Source organism: Planomonospora sp. ID67723, from assembly GCF_015711605.1.
GTDB lineage: Bacteria > Actinomycetota > Actinomycetes > Streptosporangiales > Streptosporangiaceae > Planomonospora_A.
Map to the genome: position 1 here is coordinate 676,518 of NZ_JABTEZ010000005.1, position 25,333 is coordinate 701,850.

Annotated in this window: 23 protein-coding genes; 10 read left to right on the forward strand and 13 right to left on the reverse strand. The window is 73.3% G+C overall.

Annotated elements, in window-relative coordinates:
* Nucleotides 1-40 precede the first annotated feature (40 nt).
* The gene (locus HS041_RS33765; RefSeq protein ID WP_307845574.1) at nt 41-1,093 is read right to left on the reverse strand and encodes a sigma-70 family RNA polymerase sigma factor; all 1,053 of its coding nucleotides are present in this window, start codon (nt 1,091-1,093) and stop codon (nt 41-43) included.
* 74 nt (nt 1,094-1,167) lie between these two features.
* Here HS041_RS33765 and HS041_RS33770 point away from each other — a divergent pair, with 74 nt between their 5' ends.
* On the forward strand, nt 1,168-2,025 hold the full coding sequence (locus HS041_RS33770; RefSeq protein WP_307845575.1) for an alpha/beta fold hydrolase: 858 nt from the start codon (nt 1,168-1,170) through the stop codon (nt 2,023-2,025).
* 163 nt (nt 2,026-2,188) lie between these two features.
* Here HS041_RS33770 and HS041_RS33775 read toward each other — a convergent pair whose 3' ends face one another.
* Nucleotides 2,189-4,984, reverse strand: coding sequence for an AfsR/SARP family transcriptional regulator (locus tag HS041_RS33775; RefSeq protein WP_196444902.1), 2,796 nt, complete (start codon nt 4,982-4,984; stop codon nt 2,189-2,191).
* A gap of 211 nt (nt 4,985-5,195) precedes the next feature.
* Between HS041_RS33775 and HS041_RS33780 the strand changes: the two genes are divergently transcribed.
* The 5 genes from HS041_RS33780 (at nt 5,196) to HS041_RS33800 (ending at nt 8,775) form a co-directional block, all read left to right on the forward strand.
* Complete coding sequence (locus HS041_RS33780) at nt 5,196-5,360, forward strand: hypothetical protein (protein ID WP_196444903.1); 165 nt, start codon at nt 5,196-5,198, stop codon at nt 5,358-5,360.
* Between the two features lie 73 nt (nt 5,361-5,433).
* Nucleotides 5,434-5,940: a MauE/DoxX family redox-associated membrane protein gene (locus HS041_RS33785; RefSeq protein ID WP_196444904.1), complete on the forward strand. Its 507-nt coding sequence runs from the start codon at nt 5,434-5,436 to the stop codon at nt 5,938-5,940.
* Nucleotides 5,940-6,473, forward strand: a complete 534-nt coding sequence (locus HS041_RS33790; protein ID WP_196444905.1) for a peroxiredoxin family protein — start codon at nt 5,940-5,942, stop codon at nt 6,471-6,473. The genes HS041_RS33785 and HS041_RS33790 overlap by 1 nt, the downstream gene beginning before the upstream one ends.
* Nucleotides 6,470-8,305, forward strand: a complete 1,836-nt coding sequence (locus tag HS041_RS33795; protein WP_307845576.1) for an ABC transporter ATP-binding protein — start codon at nt 6,470-6,472, stop codon at nt 8,303-8,305. Before HS041_RS33790 ends, HS041_RS33795 begins: the two co-directional genes overlap by 4 nt.
* A complete protein-coding gene (locus HS041_RS33800) occupies nt 8,302-8,775 on the forward strand; it encodes a S26 family signal peptidase (RefSeq protein ID WP_196444906.1) in 474 nt (157 codons plus the stop codon). The genes HS041_RS33795 and HS041_RS33800 overlap by 4 nt, the downstream gene beginning before the upstream one ends.
* A gap of 43 nt (nt 8,776-8,818) precedes the next feature.
* Here the strand turns inward: HS041_RS33800 and HS041_RS33805 are convergent, their stop codons facing one another.
* Nucleotides 8,819-9,730, reverse strand: a complete 912-nt coding sequence (locus HS041_RS33805) for a PaaX family transcriptional regulator C-terminal domain-containing protein (protein ID WP_196444907.1) — start codon at nt 9,728-9,730, stop codon at nt 8,819-8,821.
* A gap of 81 nt (nt 9,731-9,811) precedes the next feature.
* Between HS041_RS33805 and HS041_RS33810 the strand changes: the two genes are divergently transcribed.
* Complete coding sequence (locus tag HS041_RS33810; RefSeq protein WP_307845577.1) at nt 9,812-10,885, forward strand: alpha/beta hydrolase family protein; 1,074 nt, start codon at nt 9,812-9,814, stop codon at nt 10,883-10,885.
* Here HS041_RS33810 and HS041_RS33815 read toward each other — a convergent pair.
* The 7 genes from HS041_RS33815 to HS041_RS33845 form a co-directional block, all read right to left on the reverse strand.
* Nucleotides 10,782-11,825 (reverse strand): alpha/beta hydrolase, encoded by a 1,044-nt coding sequence (locus tag HS041_RS33815; protein WP_307845578.1) that lies wholly within the window; start codon nt 11,823-11,825, stop codon nt 10,782-10,784. The two genes, HS041_RS33810 and HS041_RS33815, sit on opposite strands and share 104 nt — an antisense overlap.
* Nucleotides 11,826-11,874: 49 nt before the next feature.
* Nucleotides 11,875-12,888, reverse strand: a complete 1,014-nt coding sequence (locus HS041_RS33820) for an alpha/beta hydrolase (protein WP_196444908.1) — start codon at nt 12,886-12,888, stop codon at nt 11,875-11,877.
* Nucleotides 12,889-13,119: 231 nt separating this feature from the next.
* Nucleotides 13,120-14,454 carry an SWIM zinc finger family protein gene (locus tag HS041_RS33825; RefSeq protein WP_196444909.1) on the reverse strand — a complete coding sequence of 445 codons (1,335 nt, stop codon included), beginning with the start codon at nt 14,452-14,454 and terminating at the stop codon, nt 13,120-13,122.
* Between the two features lie 51 nt (nt 14,455-14,505).
* Complete coding sequence (locus tag HS041_RS33830; protein WP_196444910.1) at nt 14,506-14,961, reverse strand: MaoC family dehydratase; 456 nt, start codon at nt 14,959-14,961, stop codon at nt 14,506-14,508.
* 29 nt (nt 14,962-14,990) lie between these two features.
* Entirely contained in the window at nt 14,991-16,484 is a 1,494-nt protein-coding gene (locus HS041_RS33835) for an acyl-CoA synthetase (protein WP_196444911.1), read from the reverse strand.
* A 10-nt stretch (nt 16,485-16,494) separates the two neighbouring features.
* Entirely contained in the window at nt 16,495-17,379 is an 885-nt protein-coding gene (locus HS041_RS33840) for an amidohydrolase family protein (protein ID WP_230880075.1), read from the reverse strand.
* 20 nt (nt 17,380-17,399) lie between these two features.
* Nucleotides 17,400-18,311, reverse strand: a complete 912-nt coding sequence (locus tag HS041_RS33845; RefSeq protein WP_196444912.1) for an SDR family NAD(P)-dependent oxidoreductase — start codon at nt 18,309-18,311, stop codon at nt 17,400-17,402.
* Between the two features lie 104 nt (nt 18,312-18,415).
* Between HS041_RS33845 and HS041_RS33850 the strand changes: the two genes are divergently transcribed.
* Nucleotides 18,416-19,297 carry a PaaX family transcriptional regulator gene (locus tag HS041_RS33850; RefSeq protein ID WP_307845579.1) on the forward strand — a complete coding sequence of 294 codons (882 nt, stop codon included), beginning with the start codon at nt 18,416-18,418 and terminating at the stop codon, nt 19,295-19,297.
* A 28-nt stretch (nt 19,298-19,325) separates the two neighbouring features.
* Here the strand turns inward: HS041_RS33850 and HS041_RS33855 are convergent, their stop codons facing one another.
* Nucleotides 19,326-20,972 carry an amidohydrolase gene (locus HS041_RS33855; RefSeq protein ID WP_196444913.1) on the reverse strand — a complete coding sequence of 549 codons (1,647 nt, stop codon included), beginning with the start codon at nt 20,970-20,972 and terminating at the stop codon, nt 19,326-19,328.
* A gap of 119 nt (nt 20,973-21,091) precedes the next feature.
* Nucleotides 21,092-22,510 (reverse strand): amidase, encoded by a 1,419-nt coding sequence (locus HS041_RS33860; protein WP_196444914.1) that lies wholly within the window; start codon nt 22,508-22,510, stop codon nt 21,092-21,094.
* Nucleotides 22,511-22,666: 156 nt separating this feature from the next.
* Here HS041_RS33860 and HS041_RS33865 point away from each other — a divergent pair, with 156 nt between their 5' ends.
* The gene (locus tag HS041_RS33865) at nt 22,667-23,242 is read left to right on the forward strand and encodes a TetR/AcrR family transcriptional regulator (protein WP_196444915.1); all 576 of its coding nucleotides are present in this window, start codon (nt 22,667-22,669) and stop codon (nt 23,240-23,242) included.
* A 37-nt stretch (nt 23,243-23,279) separates the two neighbouring features.
* On the forward strand, nt 23,280-24,701 hold the full coding sequence (locus HS041_RS33870; RefSeq protein ID WP_196444916.1) for an amidase: 1,422 nt from the start codon (nt 23,280-23,282) through the stop codon (nt 24,699-24,701).
* Nucleotides 24,702-24,718: 17 nt separating this feature from the next.
* On the opposite strand, the gene HS041_RS33875 is transcribed toward HS041_RS33870, so the two are convergent.
* Nucleotides 24,719-25,318 (reverse strand): TetR/AcrR family transcriptional regulator, encoded by a 600-nt coding sequence (locus HS041_RS33875; protein ID WP_196444917.1) that lies wholly within the window; start codon nt 25,316-25,318, stop codon nt 24,719-24,721.
* Nucleotides 25,319-25,333 lie beyond the last annotated feature (15 nt).

A 25,333-nucleotide genomic window follows, 5' to 3' on the forward strand; every position in this document is an offset into this window, starting at 1 on the left:
GACCGGACGGACGGTCGGACCGGCCCGCCCGCCTCGCTTCTCAGGGCAGCCGGGCGGGCAGCCCGAAGGGCGGGAAGTACTGGGCGCCGACGAACGAGGTGATCTCGCAGATCTGCTCGCCGCGCAGGGTCAGCACGTTGACCGCCCAGGCGGGGTACGCGCCGGCGTCGTCGTCCCAGAGGTAGCAGCCCACGGCGGGCTGGCCGTTCGCGCTGGTCGCGATGTGCCGCCAGGCGCCGCATCCGGTCAGCGGGACCCGTACGGCGAAGTCGGTCACGGCGTCGAGACCGCGGTACCAGTGCGCCATCGGCGGCATCGACCAGGTGACGTCCTCGGTCAGCAGCGCGACCAGGGCGTCGGCGTCGCCGCGTTCCAGAGCGGAGGAGTATCCGGTGACGATCTCCCGCAGGCGCGCGTCGCCGATCTTGCGCAGCGTCTGCTGCTGGCTGTGGGAGGGGACCTTCTCCGCGACGACCTTGCGGGCTCGTGCCATGGCGGAGTTCACCGACGCGGTCGAGGTGTCCATCATGGTGGCGATCTCGGCGGCGGAGAAGCCGAGGACCTCGAAGAGCAGCAGCGCCGCGCGCTGGTTGCCCGGCAGGTGCTGCAGGGCGGCGACGAAGGCGAGTTCGACGGCCTCGCGCTGCTCGTAGCGCGTGTCCGGCCCGGCCGGGCCGTCGCCGAGGCCCGCGTCGGGGTAGGGGCTCAGCCAGGCGACGTCGGTCAGCGGGGTGTCGCTGACCACGGCGCGGTCGCTGGACGGGCCGAGGTCGACCGGCAGCGCCCGTCTGCCGCGGTTTTCGATGAGGTCCAGGCAGGTACGGGTGGCCACGGTGTAGAGCCACGAGCGCAGGGAGCTGCGGCCCTCGAAGCGCGCGATCCCCCGCCACGCCCGCAGCAGGGCGTCCTGCAGGGCGTCGTCGGCGTCATGGGCCGAGCCGAGCATGCGGTAGCAGTGGGCGTGGAGTTCGCGGCGCAGCGGCTCCACGAGGCGGGCGAACGCGGCGTCGTCCCCGTCGCGGGCCCGGGCCAGGGCGGGGTCCTCGGCACCTTCTGCGGCCGTGCCGGCGGCCCGTGAAGAAATCTCGCTCACAAGCGACGATTCTGCCCCCCGGGAGGAGTCCTTACTTCGACCGAGCATGAACAGCTCACTTCAGGAGGAGCTCCGTGAGCCACATATCGACAGTCTCCGCCACCGTCGCGACCCTCGAGGTCCCCGGCGCGCGCCTGCACTACGAGGTGCGCGGCGAGGGCCCCCTGGTGGTGCTCGTCGGCGCCCCGATGCACGCCGTGTCCTTCGCCCCCGCCGCGGACCTGCTCGCCGCCGACCACACCGTGCTCACCACCGATCCCCGGGGCATCAACCGCAGCCCGGTCGACGACCCCGACCAGGACTCGACCCCGCAGCTGCGCGCCGACGACCTCTCCCGGCTCCTGGCACACCTCGACGCCGGTCCGGCGGCCGTCTTCGGCTCCAGCGGCGGCGCCGTCAGCGCGCTGGCCCTCGCCATCGCCCACCCCGAGCAGGTCCACACCGTGATCGCACACGAGCATCCGTGCTTCGCCCTGCTCGAGGACCGTGAGCAGCTCGACGCCGGAGTCGAGGACATGATCGCGACCTACCTGGCCGGTGACGTCGTGGGGGCCTGGGCGAAGTTCATGGCCCAGGCCGGCATCGTCCTGCCCGAGGGCGCGCTCGAGGCGATGTTCGGAGGGGAGCGCGATCCGCAGGAGGTCGCGGACGAGCGCCGTTGGTTCGCCCATGAGATGCGCGCGACCATCCGCTGGCAGCCGGACATCGCCGCCCTGCGCGACGGGCCGGTCCGCGTCGTGGTCGGCATCGGCGAGGAGTCGGCCGGCCAGTTCTGCGACCGCACGTCGAGGGCGCTCGCCGCGGCGCTCGGTATCGAGCCGACGATGTTCCCCGGCGACCACACCGGCTTCGCCGACGACCCCGAGCGGTTCGCCATCCGGTTGCGTGAGGTCCTGCGCGAGAACCGAGCGGCGGCACCGGGGGCGCGCTGAACGGTGAGTCCGCCGGTGGCGGACCTCCCGGCCCGGTGGCGACACGCCATCGGTACGACGGCTCCAGGAGCGGCGCTGTGCAGGCTCGTCGGCACGGACCACGCCGGCGTCGAGGTGGCCTTCGGGTGGAGCAGCGGCTCGGCCGATCCGCCCGAGGCCCGCCTCAGGGCATGTCACCGCTCAGGTGCCGGATCCGCTCCCGGATCGCCGCCGCGTCCGGGCCGCCGAGCCGGTCGAGGATCGCCAGCGCGGACCGCCAGTGGTCACGGGCCTTGCCGTCGTCGCCGGCCGCGGCGTGCGTCTCGCCGAGGTGGGCCAGGACGGTGGCTTCGAACGAGCGTTCGCCCAGCTCCCGGAACAGGGTGAGCGCCTGCTGGTAGCAGTCGACGGCCAGGTCGAGATGGCCGAGGTGATGGTGGGCGTAGCCGATGCTGTCCAGGGTGCAGGCCTGACCGTAGCGGGATCCGGTCTGCTGCTGCAGGACGAGGCCCTGCTCGCCCGATGTGAGGGCATCGGCGTAGGCGCCGAGCCGGATGTGGCACCAGCCGACCATGTTGAGGGCGTTGGCCTGCCCGGTGATATGGCCCGCCGCCCGGAAAAGGCCCAGGGCCTGGGAGGCGTGCTCCAGCGCCGTGCGGTAGTCGCCCTGTCCCTCCAGTACCAGGGCGAGGCTGATGTGCACGTTGGCGCGGCTGTTGTCGTCACCGTGCCCGGCGGCCAGCGCCAGCGCCTCCGAGAGGTGGGCTCGCGCCTCGTCGAAGCGGCCCAGCTGGGCGCAGGTGGTGCCCAGACCGTGCAGGACCCTGATGCGGCTCGGCCGGTCACCGAGACGCCCCGTCGCCTCCAGAGCCGTGCGCTGTACGGTCACTCGGTCGGTCCAGTGCCCCTGGCGGTTCAGGAAATCGGTCATGGTCCAGGCCAGCTGCCAGGTGTGGACGTCGAATCCTGAGCGGTTCGCCTGTCGCACGGCCGCCAGCAGGTTCTGGTGCTCGGCGGTGAACCAGCACATCGCCCGATCGAGGTCGGGCACATGGCCGGGCGTCATGTCCGGCAGGGGCTCCGCCATCGCCACCGGATCGCGGTGCGGGTTGAGCAGCGCGGCCGCGGTCTGGGCGGTGTGCAAGTAGTGGTCGAGCAGCCGGTGCGTCGCCGCGCGCCGTCCGGCCTCGTCGTCTCGTTGAACCAGCTCGGCGCTGTAGGAACGGAGCAGGTCGTGGGCGGTGAACCGGCCCGGCCGGTGCTCGGTGACCAGGCTCGCCGCGGCCAGTTCGGCGAGCAGCGCCCGCGCGGTCTGCGCGGTGACGCCGGCCAGGCTCGCCGCGGCCGCCGTGGCGAGGTCGGTGCCGGCGGCCAGCCCGAGCAGCCGGAACATGCGCGCCGCGGGAGCGCTCAGGGTGCGGTACGACCAGGAGAGGACCGCGCGCACCTCGCCGGCCTCGTCGCCCGCGCTGAGGACGTCGAGCCGGGCATGCTCGTCGCGCAGTTCGTCGGCGAACGCGGCCAGCGGGAAGGCGGGGCACCCGACGGCCCGGGCGGCGACCACGGCCAGCGCCAGGGGCAGCCGCGCGCACCGGCTGATGATCTCGTCGACCGCGCCGGGCTCGGCGGCGGCACGCTCGGCGCCCAGGCGGCGGGCCAGCAGCCGGCGCGCCTCGTCGAGCGCCGGCGGGTCCAGGGCCAGGGGACGGGCGCCTTCGACGGCGATGAGGCTGGTGAGCTGGTTGCGGCTGGTCACCAGCACCAGGCAGCCGGGTGCTCCGGGCAGCAGCGGCCGTACCTGCTCGGCGTCGCGAGCGTTGTCGAGCACCAGCAGCATCCGCCGCCGGGCCAGCAGGCTGCGGTACAGGGCCGTCTGCGCGTCGAGGTCGGGCGGCAGCCGCGCGGCCGGAACGGCCAGGGCGTGCAGGAACCCGCGAAGCGCCTCACCCGGTTCCATGGCCGGACCGTTCGGAGCGAACCCGCGCAAGTTGACGTAGAGCTGCCCGTCGGGGAAGCGGCCGGCGACCCGGTGGGCCCAGTGCACCGCCAGCGCCGTCTTGCCCACCCCGGCCGTACCCGACAGCACTGAGACGGGCACGGCGGTGGGCTGGTCGGCGCGCTGGGCGAGGAGCGCGTCGAGGCGGGCGATCTCGGCGCACCGACCGGTGAACCCGCACACGTCCAGAGGAAGCTGCGCCGGTGGCGCGGGGTCGGCCGGTGCCGGCGGGGCGGGTGGCGGTCCCGCGGCGTCGGGGTCTCCACGCAGGATCGTCTGATGCAGTTCGCGCAGCTCGTCTCCGGGGTCCAGGCCGAGCTGATCGGCCAGCCGCCGCCGGAACTCGGCGTAGCGGCCCAGCGCCTCCGGGATGCGCCCACCGGCGTACAGGGCACGCATCAGCACCGTGACCAGCGGTTCCGCCAGCGGGTTCTCCAGCAGCAGGTCGGAGATGGGGTCGATGACCGCGGCGGCGTCGCCCAGGCACAGCTCCGCATGCGCCCAGCGCGCCGCCGCGTCGAGATGCTGCCGGTGCCACGCCTGCCGGACGCGGGCCGCCCAGTCGCCTTCGACGCCGCCCAGCGGTACGCCCCGCCACAGTCCCAGCGCCTGCCGCAGCAGCTCCGCCTCCGTCCGCGCGCACTGCTGGTTCCGCGCCTGTCCGACCAGCCGGCGGAAGCGATGCGCGTCGACGCTGTCGGGCTCGATGTCCAGTGCGTATCCGCCGCTGCGGCGCGTGAGGCGGGCCGGCTGCGGCCCGCCGGCGTCGACCCGTTCCAGCACCCGCCGAATCCGGGCCAGGTACACCTGGAGGGCGTGCCGCGCCCGCTCCGGCGGAGCCTCGCCCCACACCCGATCGATCATGGTGTCGGCGGGCACCGGCCGTGGCGCGTCCACCGCCACGGCCGCCCACACGGCCCGCTGCCGCGGCGGCCCGAGGTCCACCGGCCCGCCCGCCGTCCACAGCTCCAGCGGACCCAGCATGCGCAACTCCATGATGATCCCCCATAGCGATATGCGCCTATTTGCCCCGTTGACCAGGCATTTGAGAAATCTGCAGGGTTTTGGCCACCGCCTTAGCCGATGCTGAACCCGTGATCAATCCCTGTCAACGGGCTCTCGGGGGGAGGGGCGAACAGAGCAGTCAGGAACGCGTGATCGGTGACTCCAGTTCGAAACCGAGAAGGAGAATGTCGTGAGCCGTCTCATCGATCGGATGATCGACCGGATCGTCCCCAAGGCCAGGGTGTCGGCCTGCAGCAGCGGTTACTTCTGCAACGCCGCCGGCCACCCGGGCTACTGGTGGCGCTACTGCTGCCCGCAGTTCGGGTGCCAGTGGTCCTACGTGGGCACCTGCTGATCCGGCCGTAGGGGCGAGGCCGGGCGGTGGTGTCACGCCGCCGCCCGGGCGCTCCCCGAGGAAAGACATGGACATGGAGTTCGTGAGGGCGCTCTGCGCCGCCCTGATCATCCTGGTCTTTGCGGCCTCGGCGGTGTCGAAGCTGCGGGACCTCCGCGGGTTCGCGGGATCGGTGCCGGCGCTGGTCCCGGTCAGGCCCGGCCTCGCCCGCCCGCTGGCGGTGGGCGTCGTCGCCGCGGAGACGGCGGTACCGGTCCTGCTGGCGATACCGCCGACGGCCCGGTACGGCTTCGCGCTCGCCTGCGTCCTTCTCGCCGCGTTCACCGCCGCCGTCGCCGCCGCCCTGCGGGGCGGGCGCCGGGCGCCGTGCCGGTGCTTCGGAGCCTCCGGCGTGCCCGTCGGCCGCCGCCACCTCATCCGCAACGGCGCGTTGCTGGTCACCGCCGTACTCGGCGCTCTGGCGCCCCAGGGCTTCCCGCCACCGGCCGGCCTGGCGGTGGCGGGCGCGGCGGGCCTCGCCGGAGCGGTCCTGGTCATTTCCCTCGACGACATCGTCGACCTGTTCGCGAGGAGTCACTGATGCCCTACCTTGTCGCCGCCGTGGTGCTGCTCGGCGCGCTGTGCCTGCTGAACCTGCTGCTCACGATCGGAATCCTGCGCCGGATGAGGGCACAGGCCGACCGGTTCGCCGGGCCGCCGCCCGCGTTGGGACCGGGTTCCTCCGTCGGGGAGTTCACCGCCGTGACGACCGGCGGCGAGCTGGTGTCCCACGACACCCTGACCGGGGTGGTCGGGTTCTTCTCCGCCGACTGCGAAGCCTGCCACGAGCTGCTGCCGCGCTTCGTCGAGCAGGCACGGGAGCTGAGCCGCGAGGACGTGCTGGTGGTGTTCGGCGGCGAGGACGAGGCGGCGGTGCGGGCCCTCGCCGCGGTGGCCCGCGTCGTCGTCGCCGGCCGTGACGGCGGACTGGTGGCGCGCGCGTTCCAGAACACCTGGACCCCCATGCTGTACCTGATCGGTGACGACCGGAAAGTCGCCGCCGTGGGCGCCCGGATGGAGGAACTGCCGCTCCGGGACCGGCGTGAGCGCACTGCAGGCAAGGGGCCGCGGTGAGCGGTGACCGGCAGGGGGGGCCGCGCGTCGGCGCGCGGGAACTGCGCGCCGCCGCCTCGGAGGCCGTCTCGCTCATCTGCCGGTCGGCTACGGCGGACGTGACGCGGTTGCTGCTGATGACCCTGGTCTCGGCCGCGGCGCCGGTCGCGACCGCATGGCTGACCAAGCTCGTGCTCGACCGGCTGGCGTCCCCGCACGGGGCGGTCGGCGGCCTGGCACTCGGGCTGATCGTCACCGGCCTGGGCGCCGCCGCCCTGCCGGTGACGATCCGCTACCTGCGGGCCCAGATCGGCCGGTCCGCCGGTCTGGTCGCGACCGAACGGCTGTTCACTGCGGGCGAGCGCCAGGTCGGCCTGCGCAACTACGAGGACCCGGCCTTCCAGGACCGGCTCCGGCTGGCGCAGGAAGGCACCGGCCGCGTCGCCGAGCTGGTGGACGGCGCCGGCAACGCCCTCGGCGGCGTGCTGTCCCTCGTCGGTTTCGTGGCCTCCATGCTGGTGCTCAGTCCCGTGATGACCGTCGTGGTGCTCCTGGCCGCCCTTCCCGCGCTCGTCGCCGAGCTCCACCTCGCTCGGCGCCGGTCGAGCATGGAGTGGAGCATCGAACGGTTCTACCGGCGGGAGTTCTTCTACAGTCAGTTGCTCACGGGAGTCGCCGCGGCCACGGAGATCCGCCTTTTCGCCGTCGGGGCGTTCCTGCGCGCCCGGATGATGGACGAGCGGCGGTCGGCGAACGCCGCCATGCGGCGGATGGACCTCCGGGAGCTCCGCGCCCAGGGAGGCCTGACGGTGCTGAGCGCGGCGGTGGCCGGAGCAGGCCTGTGGTGGGCGCTCGCGGCGGCGCGGCGTGGCGAGTTGAGCATCGGAGACGTCTCCATGTTCCTCGCGGCCGTCATCGGTGTGCAGTCCGCTCTGGCGTCCCTGACGTCGGCCGTCTCCGGCGGGCAGGCACGGCTGCTGGCCTTCGCCCACTACGTCGCCGTCGTCACGGCCGAACCGGACCTCCCGCGAGCCGAGCGGGGGCATGCGCCACGGCTGCGGCACGGCATCGAGCTGCGGGATGTGTGGTTCCGCTACAGCGACGATCATCCCTGGGTTCTGCGCGGGGTCGACCTGACGATCCCCCGCGGATGCGCCGTCGCGCTCGTCGGGCTGAACGGCGCCGGGAAGAGCACGCTCGTCAAGCTGCTGTGCCGGATGTACGACCCGACCCGGGGGCAGATCCTCTGGGACGGGGCGGATCTGCGCGACATCCCCCCGGCCATGCTGCGGGAGCGTATCAGCGCCGTGTTCCAGGACCACATGAACTACGACATGACGGCCGTCGACAACATCGGCCTGGGCGACCTGACCGCGCTGGGGGAGCGCGGGCGGATCGAGGAGGCGGCCGCGCTCGCGGGGCTGCACGACAAGCTCGCCGGGCTTCCCCGGGGATACGACACGCCGCTCACCCGTATGTTCGTGATCGGGAAGGACAAGGAGGACGACCCGGTGACCGGCGTCGTCCTCTCCGGCGGGCAGTGGCAGCGTCTCGCGCTGGCCCGGGCCTTCGTGCGCGAGGGCAGCGATCTGATGATCCTCGACGAGCCCAGCGCCGGTCTGGACCCCGAAGCCGAGCACGAGATCCACACCCGTATGCGGGAGCACCGCACGGGCCGTACCAGTCTGCTGATCTCCCATCGGCTCAGCGCCGTCCGCGACGCGGACCGCATCGCCGTCCTGGACGACGGGCGCATCGTCGAGCACGGGCCGCACGAGGCCCTGCTCGCCGCAGGCGGCGGCTACGCCCGGCTGTTCCGCCTCCAGGCGGCCGGATACCAGGAGGCTCTGTGAACCCCCTTTTCCCCGCCGCCGGGACGCTGCTGAGCGCGGGCCTGCTGGTGCTCTGGGCCCGCCGCGCTCTCCTGGCCGCCACGGTCGACGGCACGAGCATGGAACCGGCGCTGCGGCCCGGGGACCGCCTGCTGGTCCGCAGGACGAAGCGGGTCCGCGCCGGACAGGTCGTCGTCTTCGTGTGCCCCGACCCGCCGCACATCGAAGAGCCCGTACCCGAGGAGGACCGTCCGCTCCTCGTCAAGCGGGCCGTGGCCGTACCGGGCGACCTCGTGCCCGCCGGATGGGCGGACCCGGACACCCATGAGATAGCCGGGACGGTGGTGCCGGAAGGCTCCCTCGTCGTGCTGGGCGACAACCGGGTGGAGAGCTGGGACTCCCGGCACTACGGTTTCGTGCGCCGTGACCGCTTCGTCGGCGTCGTGATCCGTCGCCTGCACCGGGTGGCGGTGAACGGCGGCACCCCGTAGCCGGCGAACGGGTCCGGTTCACCCGGCCGGAGCCGGAGGACGGTCAGTCCTCCGGTGCTGCGCCGGCCCGCACTATCTCGCGGACGGCGTCGCCGTAGAGGCGGAACAGCCGGGGGGCCGAGGCGAGGTCGGCCCGCCGGAGCAGTTCCTCCCAGCACCGGGCGACCAGGGCCCGCGCCCGCACGCCCGGCCAGGGCCGGGGGAGCAGTTCAGGCGGGAGCAGCGGATCGGGTTCGGCGGCGCGGGTGAACTCGGCGGCGAGCTCGATCGAGATGGTGAGAACCTCCTCCCGCGCCAGGGGTGTCGCGCCGCGCAGCCGGGCCAGGCGGGACTCGGCGATGTCGCCGAGCCGCTCGTGCGCCCGGGCGACGCGCTCCAGCGGCCAGAGCCGGCGGGCCAGTGAGCGCGGGTCGTCCTCTCCTCCGACGCGCAGGTCACGGCTGGTGAGGAGGGTGACGAACCCGGTGACGCCGAGCCTGCCGGCCTCGGCCTCGACGAGGTCCTCCCACGCGTTCGCCGAGACGTACAGGCCGCCGTGCACGGGTGCGCCGCCGAGCCCGACGATGGCCTCGCGCAGCGCGTCACGGGAGGATCTGGCCGCCTCCGGCACCGCGAAGGCCACCAGGTGCCAGACCCCGTCCCAGGGGGCCTGCCCGTGATCCTGGCGGTACATGTACCGCATGAACTCGGCGTTGGGGGCCATCGACCGGCGGATGTCGTCGGCCGCCCGCAGCACCGCCCTGCGGCCCCGCCCCTCCTGGGTGAGCTGTCCCTCCGCGATGAGGCGCTTGAGACAGAGCCGCACCTGCTGGTCGGTCATGCCGAGCGCGGCGGCGACGGCGTAGAGCTCGCCGGCGTCGACCGTCCCGTCCTCGCGGATCATCCCCTCCACCAGGGTTCTGGTGGGGACCTCCACGGCGTCGCCGCCCGGCCCCGCCGCATTCCTGCCGGCCATCTCTCCGCCTCTCGCATCTATCATTCATGCTACGGTCGTTCAACGAACGATAGTTTAGCCTGTGTGAACATGGAGGCCGCAGTGAACCCCGCACCATCCTCATCCACCTCCGCCCGCCCGAGGCGCAAGCGTTCCGGATGGCGCCGGCTGCTGCTGTGCGCGGCGGCCCTCGTGACCCTGCTGCTGGCGGGCGGAGGGTGGGTGGCCTACCAGCACACTTACGACCTCCGGGAGGAGCCGGTGACCATCACCGGCGGCGCGCAGCCGCTGAAGGGCGTGCTCGCCCTGCCGCCGGAGGGCCGCGGGCCTTTCGGTCTGGTGGTGTTCGTCCACGGTGACGGTCCGATCGACGCCACGCACGAGACCTTCTACCGCCCGGCGTGGGAGTCGCTCGCCCGCGCGGGCTACGCCTCCCTGTCGTGGAACAAGCCGGGCCTGAACGGCGCCCCGGGCAACTGGCTGCACCAGAGCATGGAGGACCGGGCCGAGGAGACGGCGGATGCCATCGCCTGGGCGAAGACCCGCAAGGACATCGACCCGGACCGCATCGGGCTGTGGGGCGCCAGCCAGGCCGGCTGGGTGCTGCCCAAGGTCGCCGCGCGCATGCCCGAACTGAGATTCGTCATCGCCGTCTCCCCGGCGATCAACTGGCTGCGGCAGGGCCGCTACAACCTGCTGGCCGAGCTGCGGGCGGAGAACGCCTCACAGCAGGAGATCGACGCCGCGGTGGCCCGCAGCGACAGGACACGGGAACTGCTGCGGAAGGGCGCGACCTTCGAGCAGTACCGGGCCGCGGTCGGCGACGTGAACGGCATGACTCCCGACCGGTGGCGGTTCATCCTGGCCAACCACACCTCCGACGCCTCCGAGGACCTGGCGAAGATGCGGGCTCCGGTCCTGCTGATGCTGGGCGGCCACGACCTCAACGTCGACGTCGCCGACACCGAGAAGACCTACCGCAAGCTGCTGCGCCGCCCCGGCCAGCTGCGGGTGCGGCACTATCCGGACGCCACCCACTCCCTGGTGCCCAAGGACGTCGAGGACTCGGAACTCAAGGCGTTCGCCCTGGCCGTGGCGGCTCCCCGCTCGCTGTCCGCCGAGGGGTACCTGGAGGACCTGCGGCGCTACGTGACGGAGATCGATTCCCGGAGGTGATCCCGGTGCCGTGCCCGCCCGACGGCGCCGCACCGGGTGGCCGGCCGGGGTGAGGGCCCGCATCCCGTACGGCACCGGCGACCGCCGAGCTTCCCCGGGCACCGAGCGTGATCGTGTAGTGGTTGACGCCGTCCACGGTCGACTCGGCGGCCCCGGGCAGCCACTCCGCGGCCCTTCCGGGGGAGTACAGCGGCGCGTGCGGTTCGTCCAGCATGCCCCGGGCCGCGCGGAGGAAGACGGCGGGCACGGGGAGGGAGCGGGGACGGACGCCGGGCAGTGCGTACACCTCGGGTGCGTCGGCGAGCGCGGCCTCGAGACGGCACGCCGCCGCGAACCCGCCCGCCGCCTCCACCAGGTCGTAGTCCGCGTAGGCGGCGCACGCCTCGGTCCAGTCGGCGAACGCCGGATGCGCGCGCCACAGGTCGTGATACTCCGCCCGGGTCCCGAAGGTCCGCCTCAGCCGGGCCAGCACCGGTCCCACCGTGCGTTCGATCGCCTGCGGCACGTCGTGCGCGCCGACCGGCAGGGGCAGCGGCGCGCCGCCGTCCGCCAGGACCACCCGGTCGACCAGGCGCGGGTGGCGCCGGGCGGTCTCGGCCACGACGAACCCGCCCATCGAGTGCCCGGCCAGGACGGCGGGCCCGCCTCCGTAGCGGCGGATCACCGCCGCGAGGTCGTCGGCGTGCACCGCCATGCCGTACGGCGCGGGCAGGTCCCGGCTGCCTCCCCGGCCGCGCAGGTCCACCGCGACGAACCGGTGGTCGCGCCCCAGCTCCGGGCCGACCAGCGTCCACGCCATGTGCGAGGAGGTGATGCCGTGGGCGGCCACGACCAGAGGTCCCCGGTCCCCCCACACGCCGACCCGGAGGTCACCGCCCCGGACGGGGACGTCCTCGCGCCGGTAGCCCGGCGCCCGGCGGCGGTCCGGCACCGCGGTCACCGCTCCGCGGAAGCGCGCGCCGGGCCGCCCGAGCCGTCCGCCGGGCGGTTCACCGCGCCGCTCCGCTCGTCACGCCCTCCACCACGCCGCGCAGCAGCCCGGCGAAGTCGGCGGCGCGCTCGATGTGCGGGCTGTGGCCCACCCCGGCGTAGACGACCTCCTCGTAGGCGCCGCCCGCCGCGGCGTACCGTTCGAGCACGGCCCTGGTCTGGGCGATCATCGCCTGCGGCGGGCACAGCTCCTCGCCCGGCCAGCCGGGCACCAGGCCGAGCCTGCCGAGATTGGCGAGGTCGAACAGCGACGTGTCGGAGACGATCTGGTCGGCGTCACCGCGCACCCAGGTCACCTTCGGCTTGCCGGGGACCGCCACCAGGTCGTCGGCGATGCCGAACCAGCGCGGGGACATGGCGTTGAGCACGCCGTACCGCCCGGCGGCGACACCGGGCCACTCCTCGGCGGCGGCCGGGTCACCCGGGTAGTTGCCCTCGGCGACCGCGGTGGACAGCACGGTGTCGAGCAGCAGCTCCTCGTCCGCGCCGAGGCTGGCGGGGTCGGCGACGTAGTACGTCCGCAGGATCATCCGGGGACTGGCGGGAGAGTCGGCGGTGCGGTCGCCGGCGGCCAGGCGCTCCACGAAGTCGGGATTGGCCGCGCCCGCCCCGCCCAGCCCGAAGCCGTACGGCGACAGCGGCGCCTCCAGCACCAGCCCGGCGACCCGCTCCGGGGCGTCGACCAGCAGCTGCATCGCCACGCCGCCGCCCATCGAGTGCCCCACCACCACCGGGCGCGCGCCCGCCGGGAAGACCTCCTCCGCCTCCAGCAGGGCGGCCAGGTCGTCGGCGAAGTCCCGCAGCCCGCGGGTGGCGTCGACGGGGACCGTGTCGGTCCCGCCGTAACCCCGGAGGTCCGGGGCGACGACGCGCCAGTGCGCGGGCAGATGCCGTACCAGCGGCTCCCAGAACGCCCCCGAGGAGCAGTTGCCGTGGACGAGCAGCACGGGCGGGCCGTCGATCGGTCCCCGAAGCAGCAGGTTGTGCCGGAGACCGCGCGCGGTGAGTTCCATGTACGGCATCCTGGCAGGCGTGTTCCGGCGGGCAATGTGGCCGGACGCCATACTCTTCCCCGTTCCGGTGTCGTCTCCGCCCGGGGCGTCTCCCACCGGCATCCACACGCGCATGCCGGCCGGACCGCGGTTTGCCCCACCGGCGGTACGGCGGCAGCCGCGACACCGGGGCTCAGGCGCCGGCGTGGGCCCGGTCCGGCGGCAGCTCGAAGTCGTCGCTCTGCCAGGCGGTCACGGGGTCGTCTCGGCGGCACGGGCGGTGATCCTGGCGGCCAGCACGTGCTTGCACGGTCCGCGCGAGCCGCGGTGGTCCCACCACCACGGGCAGGTGCACGACCCCTCGGCCAGGTCGACCTCGCGCACCCCGCCGTCGGTGCGCACGCGCGCGGAGCCGCCGGCGAGCTGGACGGCGCCGGCCTCGACCAGCGCCCTCGCCGCGGACAGGCGGGGATTGAGGGTCTGCACGTGATCCCTGTCGTAGGGCAGTTCGCGGTGGAAGTGCGCGGCTTCGGCCAGGTCGTAGCCGACGCGGCCGGCCGTGCCGAGCTGGGTGAGGGCGGCGCGGACCCGGGGGACGGACAGGCCGGCGCGGTCGGCCAGGAGGCCGATCTCCACCTCGGGCTCGAAGTTGAGCAGCATGCCCACCAGGTCGGCGTCGGCCTCGGCCTCGTCGGTCGAGAGATCGGCCAGCACCGCGCCCTCCCCGGAGAAGCCGCGCCAGCGCCGCGGCGACAGGGCCAGCGTGTAGCGCATCCCCGGCAGTTCGAGCTCCCAGGCGCTCGACGCCGCGTCGCCGGGCTCGGCCGGGCCGTACACCTTGAGGCTCTTGGCGAAGCGGAGCAGGGGCAGGAGCGTCGCCAGGCGTCCCACTCCGGACAGGCACACCGCTCCCGGTCCGGGCCGGTCGCCGACCCGCAGGTCGCGGCCCGCGGGAGTGACCCAGAGGTCGGCCGCCGCCCGCCTGGGCAGGGACCGCAGGAACCGCACGGCGCTCATGCCCGGCAGCTCGGCCCTCAGGTCCATGCCCGCCGCGATCACCTGCACCTCGGCGAAGCCCCGCAGCCACCGCTCCGGCAGCGGCACCTTCTTCTCCACGACCGCGCCGCCGAGGGTCGTCACCGTCAGCTCGTCGGCGCCGACACCGAGGTGGAGCGGGTCGCGCGCCCCCACCCTGGCGAGCGCCTCCCGCAGCGGCCCGTTGACGTCGACGTTGGTCGTCCCCCTGTCGAACACCTCGCCGTCCAGCGCGTCGCCGAGCAGATCGAGCCGGGCGTAGACACCGCCGCAGGCGGAGAACGACTCGAACCGCAGCCGGTCGCCGCCGCACGTCACGACCGGGTCGCGCGTCCATCCCGGACGCGGCTGGTGGTAGCGGGTGAGGGCCACGTCCGCCACGCCCAGCAGGGCCGCGGCCGCGGGCGCCGCCTGCGTCACCAGCCCGCTGAAGAACCGGGGCGCGAGAGCGGGCCCGCCGAGGGCCCTGCCGCCGGATGTCGACAACCCCAGATGCCCGTTCACGAGGGAGGAAGGCGAGGCGTAGCTGTAGGTCTGCGTCGCACTTGTCATGCGCGGAGATTAGGGAGCATCACCGACAAAAGCGGTTTTCATGTCAGGGTCTCAGGAGTAGTGGCGGTAGACGGCCTGGGCGACGCAGGCCGGCTTGTCGCCGCCGTCGATCTCCACGGTGAAGGTCAGACGCATCTGCACGCCTCCCTTGACCTCCTCGACGGCGTCCACGACACCGGCCAGCCGGATCTTCGCGCCGACCCGGACGGGGCTGGGGAAGCGGACCTTGTCCAGGCCGTAGTTGACGCTCATGGAGATGCCGCTGATCTGCAGGAGCCGGTTGAACAGGGGGATGACCAGGGACAGGGTGAGGTAGCCGTGGGCGATCGGCGCGCCGAACGGGCCGTTCTCGGCCCTTTCGGGGTCGGTGTGGATCCACTGGTGGTCGTCGGTGGCGTCGGCGAAGGTGTTCACCCGGTCCTGGGTGATCTCCAGCCATTCGGTGCGGCCGAGGTCGGCTCCGGCCAGGGCCTTCAGCTCGTCGAGTCCGTGTGCGGTGGCGGGCATGGATGTGATCCTTTCGGGGGAATCGGGGTTCAGGCGCTGGGGGCCTGGTCGATGAAGGAGGCACGCACCGCGGGCTTGATGATCTTTCCCGAGGAGGTGCGGGGGAGCGTCCGGGCCCAGACGACGGACTTGGGGATCTTGTACCTGGCGAGCCGCCCCTGCAGGAAGTCCAGGATGCCGTCGGCGTCGGCGTCGGAACCCGGTTTGAGCACGACGACGGCCCGGCCGACCTCGCCCCAGGTGGCGTCGGCGACGCCGACGACGGCGCACTCGGCGACGGCGGGGTGGTTCAGGATCGCCGCCTCGACTTCCGCCGGGTAGACGTTCTCCCCGCCGGAGACGAACATGTCCTTGACCCGGTCGACGATGTAGGCGTAGCCGTCCTCGTCGGTCCGGGCGACGTCTCCGGTGCGCAGCCATTCGCCGCGGGCGAGGGGCTGCGCGCCCCAGTAACCGGTCATGACGTTGGGGCCCTGGACGACGATCTCGCCTTCCTCGCCCGGCGCGGCGTCGCGGCCGTCGGAGCGCACCACGCGCACGTCGGTGAAGAAGTGCGGCACTCCGGCCGAACCCGCCTTGGCCACGGCCTGCTCCGGCGGCAGGTACAGGACGCCGGGGGAGGCCTCGGTCATGCCGTACCCCTGGCTGAAGTCCAGACCGCGGGCCAGGTAGGCCTCGATGGTGCGCATCGGGACCGGCGCGCCGCCGCAGTTGAGCGTGCGCAGGCTCGACAGGTCGGTTCCCGCCCAGCGGGGGTGGGCGGCCATGGCGTCGAACATGGTGGGCACGCCGAACATGTGCGTGACCCGTTCGGCCTCGATCAGCTCCAGCACGCGGCCGGGGTCGAACGCGCCGAGCAGCACCGTCCGGCCGCCCTTGAGCAGCGTGGGCAGGCAGGTCATGTTCAGGCCCGCGGTGTGGAACAGCGGGGCGACCACCAGCGTCACCTCGTCGGCGGCCAGGTCGGCGTCGATGAGGACGTTGACGCTGTTCCAGGTGATGTTGGCGTGCGACAGCACGGCCCCCTTGGGGCGCCCCGTCGTCCCCGAGGTGTACATGATCATGCAGGGGTCGTCGGGGGACACCGGCTCGTCGAGCGGGCCGTGATCGGCAGGGTGACCGGCTCTGTCGATCAGCCGCTCGTAGTCGTCCAGCGAGATGCGGTGGGGGACCTCCAGCGCCTCGGCCGTCTCGGACGGGGCGTGGACGAGAACCGCGCTGCCGGAGTCGGACAGGTTGAAGGCCAGTTCCGGTACGGCCAGCCGGGTGTTGAGCGGGACGAACACCGCCCCGAGCGCTCCGGCCGCGAACAGGGTCTCCACGAACGCGGGGTGGTTGGCTCCCAGGTAGGCGACCCGGTCACCGCGGCCCACCCCCAGGCCGCGCAGGGCGTGCGCCAGGCGCAGCACCCGCTGGTGCAGTTCCCCGTAGGTCTGCCGGCGTCCCTCGTGGACGATCGCGATCCGCTCCGGGGTCTTGCGGGCCCGGCGCGCGGGCCAGGAGCCGATGCCTTGGTTGCGCACGGTGGACCCCTCAGCCTTTGTCCAGGCCCAGCAGGCGGGCCGCGTTGTCCTTCAGGATCAGAGGCCGGACCTCGGGCTTGATGTCGAGATCGGCGAAGTCGGCCAGCCAGCGGTCGGGGGAGATGACCGGGTAGTCCGAGCCGAACAGCACCTTGTCCTTCAGCAGCGTGTTGGCGTAGCGCACGAGCTGCGGCGGGAAGTACTTCGGCGACCAGCCGGACAGGTCGATGTAGACGTAGGGCTTGTGCGTGGCGACCGCGAGCGCCTCGTCCTGCCAGGGGAAGGACGGGTGCGCCAGGATGATGCGCAGTTCGGGGAAGTCCACCGCCACGTCGTCGACCAGCATGGGGTTGGAGTACTTCAGCCGGATGCCGCCGCCACCGGGGACCCCCGCGCCGATGCCGGTCTGCCCGGTGTGGAACAGCGCGGGAACGCCGAGCTCCTCGATGGCCTCGTACAGCGGGTAGGCGATCGGGTCGTTGGGGGCGAACCCCTGGATGCTGGGGTGGAACTTGAAGCCGCGCACCCCGTGCTCCTCCACCAGCCGCCGGGCCTGCCGGGCGCCGGCCCGGCCGCGCCAGGGGTCGATGCTGGCGAAGGGGATCAGCGCGTCGGCGTGCTCGGCGCAGGCGGCCGCGACCTCCTCGTTGGCGATCGGCGGGTGCCCGGTCGCGGACTCGGCGTCCACGGTGAAGACCACCGCGGCCATGTGGCGTTCGCGGTAGTAGGCCGCCATCTCGTCGATGGTGGGCTCGCGGCTGCCGTGCACCTTGAAGTAGTGGGCGGAGGCGGCCGAGAGCTCCGGGCTCAGCGACGGGTGCCCGTCGGCGGAGATCTCCGCGTGGGTGTGCACGTCGATGGCGACGAGGTCGTCCAGGTTGAGCGACGTCATCATCGGCTCCTTTCGCGATTCGGTCAGGCGCCGGGGGCCTGCGGGGCGGGGATGCCGTAGCTCTGCGGCTCACGCCCGACCGACACCGGCCAGGCCGCGGCGATCGCGTCCGCGTTCCAGCCGCCGTCGGCGTAGGCGGTGGCGATCTCCTGCGGGTGCGACCACAGGGCGAGCTTGTCCCCGCCGACGCCGACGCACTGGCCGTTGACGGCCGCGGCGGCGTCGGAGGCGAGGAAGACGACCAGCCCGGCGACGTCCTCGGGGGTGCCGAAGCCCTCGGCCTTGCGCAGCCAGTCCGGCAGCGGCTCGCCGTTGTTCTCCAGCGCCTCGACGTGGGGGGCGAAGGCGGGGATGGTGCGGGTCATCTCGGTCGCCGCGATGGGGACCACCGAGTTGACCGTGATGTTCGCCCGGGCCAGCTCCAGCGCCCAGGTGCGGGTCATCGCCGCGATGCCGGCCTTGGCGGCGGCGTAGTTGGTCTGACCGAAGTTGCCCCGCTGACCGGCCGGGGAGCAGGCGGTGATGATGCGGCCGCCCTCGCCCTGCTCGCGCATCCGCACCGCGGCGGCCCGGACGCAGGTGAACGTGCCGCGCAGGTGCACGCGGATCACGTCGTCGAAGTCCTCGTCCGACATCTTCCACAGCACCCGGTCGCGCAGGATGCCCGCGTTGGTGACCATGACGTCGAGCCGGCCGAAGGCGTCCACCGCGCGGTCCACCAGCGCCTGCGCGGTCTCGCCGGTCCCGACCGGCGCCACCTCGGCGACGGCCCGCCCGCCGGCGGCGGTGATCTCCTCGACGGCGCGCTCGGCGGCTCCGGCGTCCACGTCGTTGACCACGACCGCCGCACCGGCCTTCGCCAGGGCGGATGCGTAGGCGAACCCCAGGCCGCGTCCGCTCCCGGTGATGATCGCGACTTTTCCTGTCAGATCCATTTGCGACTCCTCAGCTAACCTGTTCGCGCACCCAGACGTTAGACATATTTTCGTCGGCAGTCAATAAAGTGCCGAGCTTCCTTCGGTGGTCCTACACTTGCCGTGTGACGACGACGGACACCGCGATCAGGGGCGCCGCGCCCGTGGGCGACGAGACCGCAGGAGACGAGCAGGCGGGATCGCTGCGGCCGCAGTCCCTGCTGCTGAGTTTTCTGGGCCTGCACGTCCTGGACCGGGACGTCGCGGTCTACTCGGGCAGCGTCATCGACGTGCTGGCCCGGGTGGGCGTCTCGGAGGAGGCCGTCCGCGCCACCCTGGCCCGCATGGTGCGACGGGATCTGCTGACCCGCCACCGTCGGGGCCGCAAGATGTACTTCGGGCTCACCGGCCGGTCCGAGGCCGTCCTGCGCGACGGCCACGACCGCGTCTGGAGCGCCGGGGCGGTCAACCGGGAGTGGGACGGCACCTGGACGCTGGTCGGCTTCTCCCTGCCGGAGGCCTGGCGCCGCCAGCGGCACGACCTGCGCACCCGTCTGGTGTGGGCGGGCTTCGGGCCCCTGCAGAACGGCCTGTGGATCGCCCCCGGCCAGGTCGACGTCCCGCAGGTGGTCGCCGGGCTCGAGCTGGACGACTGTCTCAACGTGCTGCGCGCCCACGCCTCGGAGCCGACCGAGGCCGCCCAGCTCGTCCAGCGCGCGTTCGACACCGCCGGAATCGCCGCCCGGTACCGCGCCTTCCTGGAGCGCTGGGACCGGCCCGATCCCGCACCCGCCGCCCCCGACGACTTCACCCGCCAGCTTCTGCTGCACAACGACTGGCTCCAGCTGGTGCGCTCCGACCCCCGCCTGCCCGCCGAGCACCTGCCCGCCGACTGGCCCGCCATCCGTGCCGAGCACGTCTTCCGCGCCCTGTCCCATCGCTACGACGCCACATCGCGCGAGCAGGTGGAGGCCGTCCTGGACACCATCCCGACATCGGACGGATGACACCCGGGCCGGGCGCGGCGACGGCCGGTCAGGCGTCGGGAGCCGTGTGGACGCGGGTCCCGGCGACATAGGTCAGCGCGACGCGAGTTTCGGCGATCGCCTCGGCGGGGCCGTCGAAGGGGTCGCGGTCCAGGACGGCGAGGTCGGCCCGGTCGCCGGGACGCAGACTGCCGGTGTCGTCGAGATGGTTCACATAGGCGGAGCCCGCCGTGTAGGCGGCCAGCGCGGTGGTGAGGTCGAGGGCCTGCCCGGGCAGGAAGGGCCGGTCGGCGCGGCCGGGCGCGACGCGGTTGACGGCGACGTGGACGCCGTGGAGGGGGTCGGGGCTGCTGACGGGCCAGTCGCTGCCGGCGGCCAGAACGGCCCCGGCCCGCAGGAGGTCGCCGAACGGGTACTGCCAGGCGGCGCGCTCGGGCCCCAGGAAGGGGATGGTGAGCTCGTCCATCTGAGGCTCGTGGGCCGCCCACAGCGGCTGGATGGTGGCGGTCGCGCCGAGGGCCCGGAACCGGGGAAGGTCGTCGGGGTGGACGACCTGGAGGTGCGCCAGGTGGTGGCGGGTGTCGCGCGGGCCGTTGGCCGCGCGGGCGGCCTGCACGGCATCCAGCGCCTCGCGGACGGCCCGGTCGCCCAGGGCGTGGAAGTGCACCTGGAAGTCGAGCGCGTCGAGTGCGGTGACGTACTCGTCGAGTGCTCCGGGGTCGATGAAGCTGATGCCGCTGTTGCCGGTGGCGCAGCCGCAGGCGTCCAGGTAGGGGCTGGTCATCGCGGCGGTGAAGTTCTCCGCGACGCCGTCCTGCATGATCTTCACGGTGCTGCAGCGCAGCCGGCCGTGGGTGAGCCGGTCGCGCCGCTCCAGCAGCGCCGGGATCTGCTCGGCCCCCTGCCCCCGGGCCCACCACAGCGCGCCGACGACGGTCGCGGTGAGCGAGCCGTCGCGGGCGGCGGTCAGGTAGGCGTCGGAGGGGTCGGGGTAGCCGTCGGAACCGGCCAGCAGGGCGTCCTGCCAGGCGGTGATGCCGAGGCTGTGCAGCAGTTCCTGGGCGCGCAGCAGCCCGGCCAGGCGGTCGGCGGCGGTCAGGGCGGGCACCAGGGCGCCGACCAGCGCCATCGCCCCTTCCTGGAGCGTGCCGAGGGGGACGCCGTCAGGACCCCGTTCGATCCGGCCGTCGGCCGGATCCGGAGTGCGCGCGGTGATCCCGGCCAGTTCCAGGGCCCGGCTGTTGACCCATGCCCCGTGGTGGTCGCAGTTGGTGAGGTAGACGGGCCGATCGGGTACGGCCGCGTCGAGCAGGCCGCACGTGGGCACGCCGCCCCGGAAGCTCTCCATGGACCAGCCGCTTCCGGTGATCCACTGCTTGCCGGGGTGGGCGTCGGCGTAGGCGCGGACGCGGCGCACGTACTCGTCCGGGTCGGTGGTGCCGGTCAGATCGCACTGTCCCAGTTCGACCCCGCCCATCACGGCGTGGACGTGGGCGTCCTGGAAACCGGGCAGCAGCAGCCGCCCCCGCAGGTCGACGACCTCGGTGCGCGGGCCGGCCAGGTCCTTGACCTCGTCGTGCCCGGCCGCGACGACGCGGCCGTCGCGGACGGCCAGGCTGGTGGCCCACGCACGGGCGGAATCCATGGTCATGATGGGACCGCCGGTGAACAGCAGGTCGGCGGGCGCGTGGGTCATGCGAGCGGTTCCAATCGTCGAAGGGGACGGCCGGCGGCGTAACCGCACGCCCGCCGTGGAGGATCCTCCGGCGGCGCCTGGCGGCTCGGATACGGGGCGGCCTCAGCCGCGGGACGCTCTCAGAGGAAGGTGACCGGGGTGAGCCGGGGCGCCCGATCCTCGATCGCCTGGGCGGCGTCGAGAATGACGTCCTCCGCGAACCGCCCGCCGATGAGCTGGACGCCGATCGGGAGCCCGTCCGCCAGCCCGGTCGGCACGGAGACCCCGGGGAACCCCAGAACCGGCAGGGAGGTCATCGGCCACTGCGCCGGGATCAGGGCGCGCCCGCGCACCGGATCGTTGATGTCGGCGTCCTGCTCGAAGGGCGGTTCGGCCGAGACCGGCGTCAGCAGGATCCTGTCCCTGCCCAGCAACTCCTGGAGCCGGGTGATGAGCGTCGCCCGTCGGGCCCAGCCCTGGATGTAGGCGGTGATGTCCGGCTTCTCGCCCCACAGCTCCGCGGCGTACGCGTAGGCGTAGTCCAGATGGATGCGCAGCGCCTCATCGGCCATCTGCCGCATGCCGGGCAGCCCGGGCCGCATGTCCTCGAACAGCAGCAGGGACCACAGCCGCGAGGCCTCGGCCAGCAGCGGCAGCTCCAGCTCCTCCACCTCGTAGCCCGCCTCGGTCAGCCACCGCGCCGCGGTGTCGAGCGCGTCGCTGACCGACGGGTGCGGCGTGACGACGCCCACGTCGCGGACGAGCCCGACGCGGACCGGGCCCGCCTGCGGCGGGGCCTCGGGCAGCGCGGGGACGCCGAACGGGTCGCGCAGGTCGGCGCCCGCCATCGCCCGCAGGGCCAGGCGCGCATCGGCCACGGTCCTGCCCATCGGGCCCTGCACCGCCCAGGCCTGGAAGGTGAGGGGGCCCTCGATCTGGCTGTCCTCGGGCGCCGTCCAGTTGGAGATCAGGCCGACCGTCGGGCGGATGCCGACCACGCCGCAGCACGCCGCGGGGAAGCGGATCGACCCGCCGATGTCGTTGCCCTGCGCCAGCGGCGTCATGCCGGCGGCGAGGGAGCTGGCCGCGCCGCCGCTGGAGCCGCCCGGTGTGTGGCCGGCACTCCACGGGTTGAGGGTCCTGCCGTGCGCGTCGTTGGTGGAGAACCAGCGCACCGAGAACGCGGGGGTGTTGCTCCGGCCCAGGAAGATCGCGCCCGCGTCGCGCAGGGCGCTGACGCTCGCGTCGTCCTCGGCGGCCGTCGCGCCGGCCAGGGCCGCCAGCCCGTGGCTCATCAGGCTGCCCCTCTGCGGCGTGTTGATCTTCGTTGAGACCGGTACGCCGTGCAGCGGGCCGAGCGTCTCACCTGCGGCCACCGCCGCGTCGGCCCGCCGCGCGTCGGCCAGGGCCTCCTCGGGGCGGACGTCGACAAGGGCGTTCAGCGTGGGATTGACGTCCTCGATCCTGCCCAGGCAGGACTCCACCACGTCGACCGCGGAGATCTCCCCGGTACGGATTCCTGCCGCGAGCTGAGTCGCGGACAGCTGCCAGAGTTCCATGCCTGCTCCTAGGCGCTCATGAGGGGGAAGGCTCCTGGACCGGGACGTCAACGGCCGGAGGCGTGCTCACATCGGCGATGCCCAGGAGAGTACGTCATACAACGCCGATGTACAACACTGTTGTATATCCGGCCCTTCTCTCGTTACCCTGCCGTCATGCCTGTGGAGATCGATGTCACCCAGCGCCTCGCGACCATCGCCGACGCCACCCTGGAGATCGTGGCGGCCGACGGCATCGACGGGGTGACCATAAGAGCCGTGGCCAGGCGGGTGGGCGGTTCCACGACGCTCGTCACCAACTACCTGCCCACGCGCGAAGCCCTGCTGCGCAACGCCATCGAGCACGCGATCGCGTCCTGGGGCGCGGAGATAGGGCAGGTCGTCGAGGGAGCCGCCGACCGCGAGCGGCTGTCCACCGTGGCCCGCTGGGCGTGCTCGACCGGCGGCAACGACCAGGTGCTGCGCCGGCTCTTCATGGAGATCCTCGGCCGCGGCGGGCCGGAGTCGGAGGCGCTCCAGGTCCTCAGAGACGACTCACGGCAGAGCCGCGACCTGCTGGCCGACGCCGCCCGCGACGCGGGGGCGGCCGACGCCGCGTTCACCGCCGACATCCTGCATCTCGTGCTTCGCGGGTTCTACCTGTCCAGCCTGGAGGATCCCGAGCGCTGGACCAGCGAGCGTGCGACCCCGATCGTCGAGCGGCTCGTCCGCCTGCTGACCGCGGCCCCGTAAGCCCTTCCGACCATCACCCCGCAGAGAGGCACCGTGGATGGACCTGAACGAGTACGCATCGTGTGACGGCGTGGCCCTGGCCGGCCTCGTCAAGGAGGGCGCGGTCGATCCGGCCGCTCTCGTCCGCCTGGCCGGGCAGGCCGCCGAACGGGTCAACCCGCGGCTGAACGCCCTGTCGCAACCCCTGTTCGACGAGCCGCTGGACTACGACGGGCGGGGGCCGTTCGCCGGAGTGCCGTTCCTGCTCAAGGACAGCCACCCCGTCGCGGCGGGCGTGCGGTTCTCGGTCGGCTCACGTTACTTCGCCGACGCCGTCGCCGAGCACGACGCCGAGATCACCGAGCGGTTCAGGGCGGCGGGCTTCGCCTCGATCGGCGTGACCACCGTGCCGGAGATGGCGATCAGCTTCGCCACCGAGTCGGTGCGCTACGGCCCGACCCGCAATCCCTGGGACCTGTCCCGCGGCGTCGGCGGCTCCAGCGGAGGGGCGGCCGCGCTCGTGGCCGCGGGCGTGGTGCCGATCGCGCACGGCAACGACGGGGCCGGGTCGATCCGCATCCCGGCGGCCTGCTGCGGGGTCGTCGGGCTCAAGCCGACCCGCGGCCGGACCCCCGTCGGGCCCGGTGCCTCGGAGGCCCTGTTCGGGCTCGCGATCGACTTCGTGCTGGCCAGGACCCTGCGGGACGTCGCGCACACGCTGGACGCGGTGCAGGGCGCGGGCCGCCACGACAAGCAGCGCGTCCCGCCCGGGCCGGTGCCGTACCGGGACCTGCTGCCGCTCGCCGCTCCCCGCCTCCGCGTCGCCGTCACCACCAAGCCGTGGACGGACGCGCCCGTGGACGCGGAGGTGGCGGCCGTCACCGGCGAGGTCGCGCGGGTCCTGGGCGAACTGGGCCACGACGTCGGCGCGCCGCCGCCCGCGGTGGACGCCGAGGCGGTTCTGGAGGCCTACACCGTGCTCACCACCCTGGGTATCGCGGGCGTGTTCGACGAGCACGAGAAAGTCGGCGACGACCGTCTCGAACAGGTGACCCTGGCGATCCTGGACGAGGCGCGCCGCCTGAACGCCTACCGGGTCGCCCGCGGCTTCCAGGCGGCCGACGCGGTCACGGCGGGGCTGCGCACCTACTTCGACGGCGTCGACCTGCTGGTCACACCCACGCTGGCCCGGCTGCCCGCGCCCCACGGCACGCTGGACTACGACCGTCCCGGACACACCGCCCGGTCCTGGTTGCGCTCGATCTTCGAGTACGGCCCCTTCACGGAGATGTTCAACCTCGGCGGGCAGCCCGCCATCAGCCTGCCCCTCGGGCAGAGCGCGACGGGTCTGCCGATCGGCGTGCAGCTCGTGGCGGCCGAGGGGCGGGAGGACCTCCTGCTCCAGGTGGCCTCGGCGCTCGAGGAACGCCTCCCGTGGTCCTCGCGCCGGCCCCCGGTGCACGCGGCGGGCGCACCGTGATGAGCGCTCCCTCCGCCTCAGCCGTCCGCGGCCCGCCCGGCTTCGAGCGCCGAGAGCATCTGCAGGGCCATGGCCTTCATTCCCGCGTGGCGCGATGCGGGAAACGGCAGCGGCGCCAGCGTGGAGTGGCCGAACGCCATGCAGATGAGGGCATAGGCGAGCTGCAGGCTCTCGGCCGACTCGCAGCCGGGGACCGCCTCGCGGATCGTCTTGGCGATCTCGCGTTCCAGCCGGCTGTAGCTGTCGTAGATCCGGCCGCGGAGCCGGACGTCGTGCATCGCCCCGCTGATGAGCGCCTCGATGACGAGGTCGTCCTCGTTGCGCGCCATCTGCGGCCCGAAGAGGAAGTCCACGAGCGCGCGCAGCTGCGCGTCCGGCGCGCGGTCCGTCAGGGCGGCGTGCATCGCGTCGAAGTACGGCGTGATGACGTGGTCCCACAGGGCGTCGATGAGCTCGTCGCGGTTGCCCACGTAGTGCCGGATGTGCGAACGGCTCATGCCGGCCGCGGCCGCGATCCGCTCCTGCGTGCTCCCGGCCAGGCCGTACCTGGCCACTGACTGAGCCGCCGCCCTCAGGATCTGCTTCCGCCGTTGTCCGGCGAGGCTGGGTCTCCCCACCCGGCCTCCTTTACC

Bases quoted from the DNA above. Each gene is read 5' to 3' on its own strand.
- HS041_RS33805 (WP_196444907.1), bottom strand. From the start codon at position 9,730: ATGGCCGGCAGGAATGCGGCGGGGCCGGGCGGCGACGCCGTGGAGGTC.
- HS041_RS33790 (WP_196444905.1), top strand. From the start codon at position 5,940: ATGCCCTACCTTGTCGCCGCCGTGGTGCTGCTCGGCGCGCTGTGCCTG.
- HS041_RS33830 (WP_196444910.1), bottom strand. From the start codon at position 14,961: ATGCCCGCCACCGCACACGGACTCGACGAGCTGAAGGCCCTGGCCGGA.
- HS041_RS33860 (WP_196444914.1), bottom strand. From the start codon at position 22,510: ATGGAACTCTGGCAGCTGTCCGCGACTCAGCTCGCGGCAGGAATCCGT.
- HS041_RS33855 (WP_196444913.1), bottom strand. From the start codon at position 20,972: ATGACCCACGCGCCCGCCGACCTGCTGTTCACCGGCGGTCCCATCATG.
- HS041_RS33825 (WP_196444909.1), bottom strand. From the start codon at position 14,454: ATGACAAGTGCGACGCAGACCTACAGCTACGCCTCGCCTTCCTCCCTC.
- HS041_RS33845 (WP_196444912.1), bottom strand. From the start codon at position 18,311: ATGGATCTGACAGGAAAAGTCGCGATCATCACCGGGAGCGGACGCGGC.
- HS041_RS33865 (WP_196444915.1), top strand. From the start codon at position 22,667: ATGCCTGTGGAGATCGATGTCACCCAGCGCCTCGCGACCATCGCCGAC.
- HS041_RS33785 (WP_196444904.1), top strand. From the start codon at position 5,434: ATGGAGTTCGTGAGGGCGCTCTGCGCCGCCCTGATCATCCTGGTCTTT.
- HS041_RS33820 (WP_196444908.1), bottom strand. From the start codon at position 12,888: ATGGAACTCACCGCGCGCGGTCTCCGGCACAACCTGCTGCTTCGGGGA.
- HS041_RS33775 (WP_196444902.1), bottom strand. From the start codon at position 4,984: ATGCTGGGTCCGCTGGAGCTGTGGACGGCGGGCGGGCCGGTGGACCTC.
- HS041_RS33840 (WP_230880075.1), bottom strand. From the start codon at position 17,379: ATGATGACGTCGCTCAACCTGGACGACCTCGTCGCCATCGACGTGCAC.
- HS041_RS33870 (WP_196444916.1), top strand. From the start codon at position 23,280: ATGGACCTGAACGAGTACGCATCGTGTGACGGCGTGGCCCTGGCCGGC.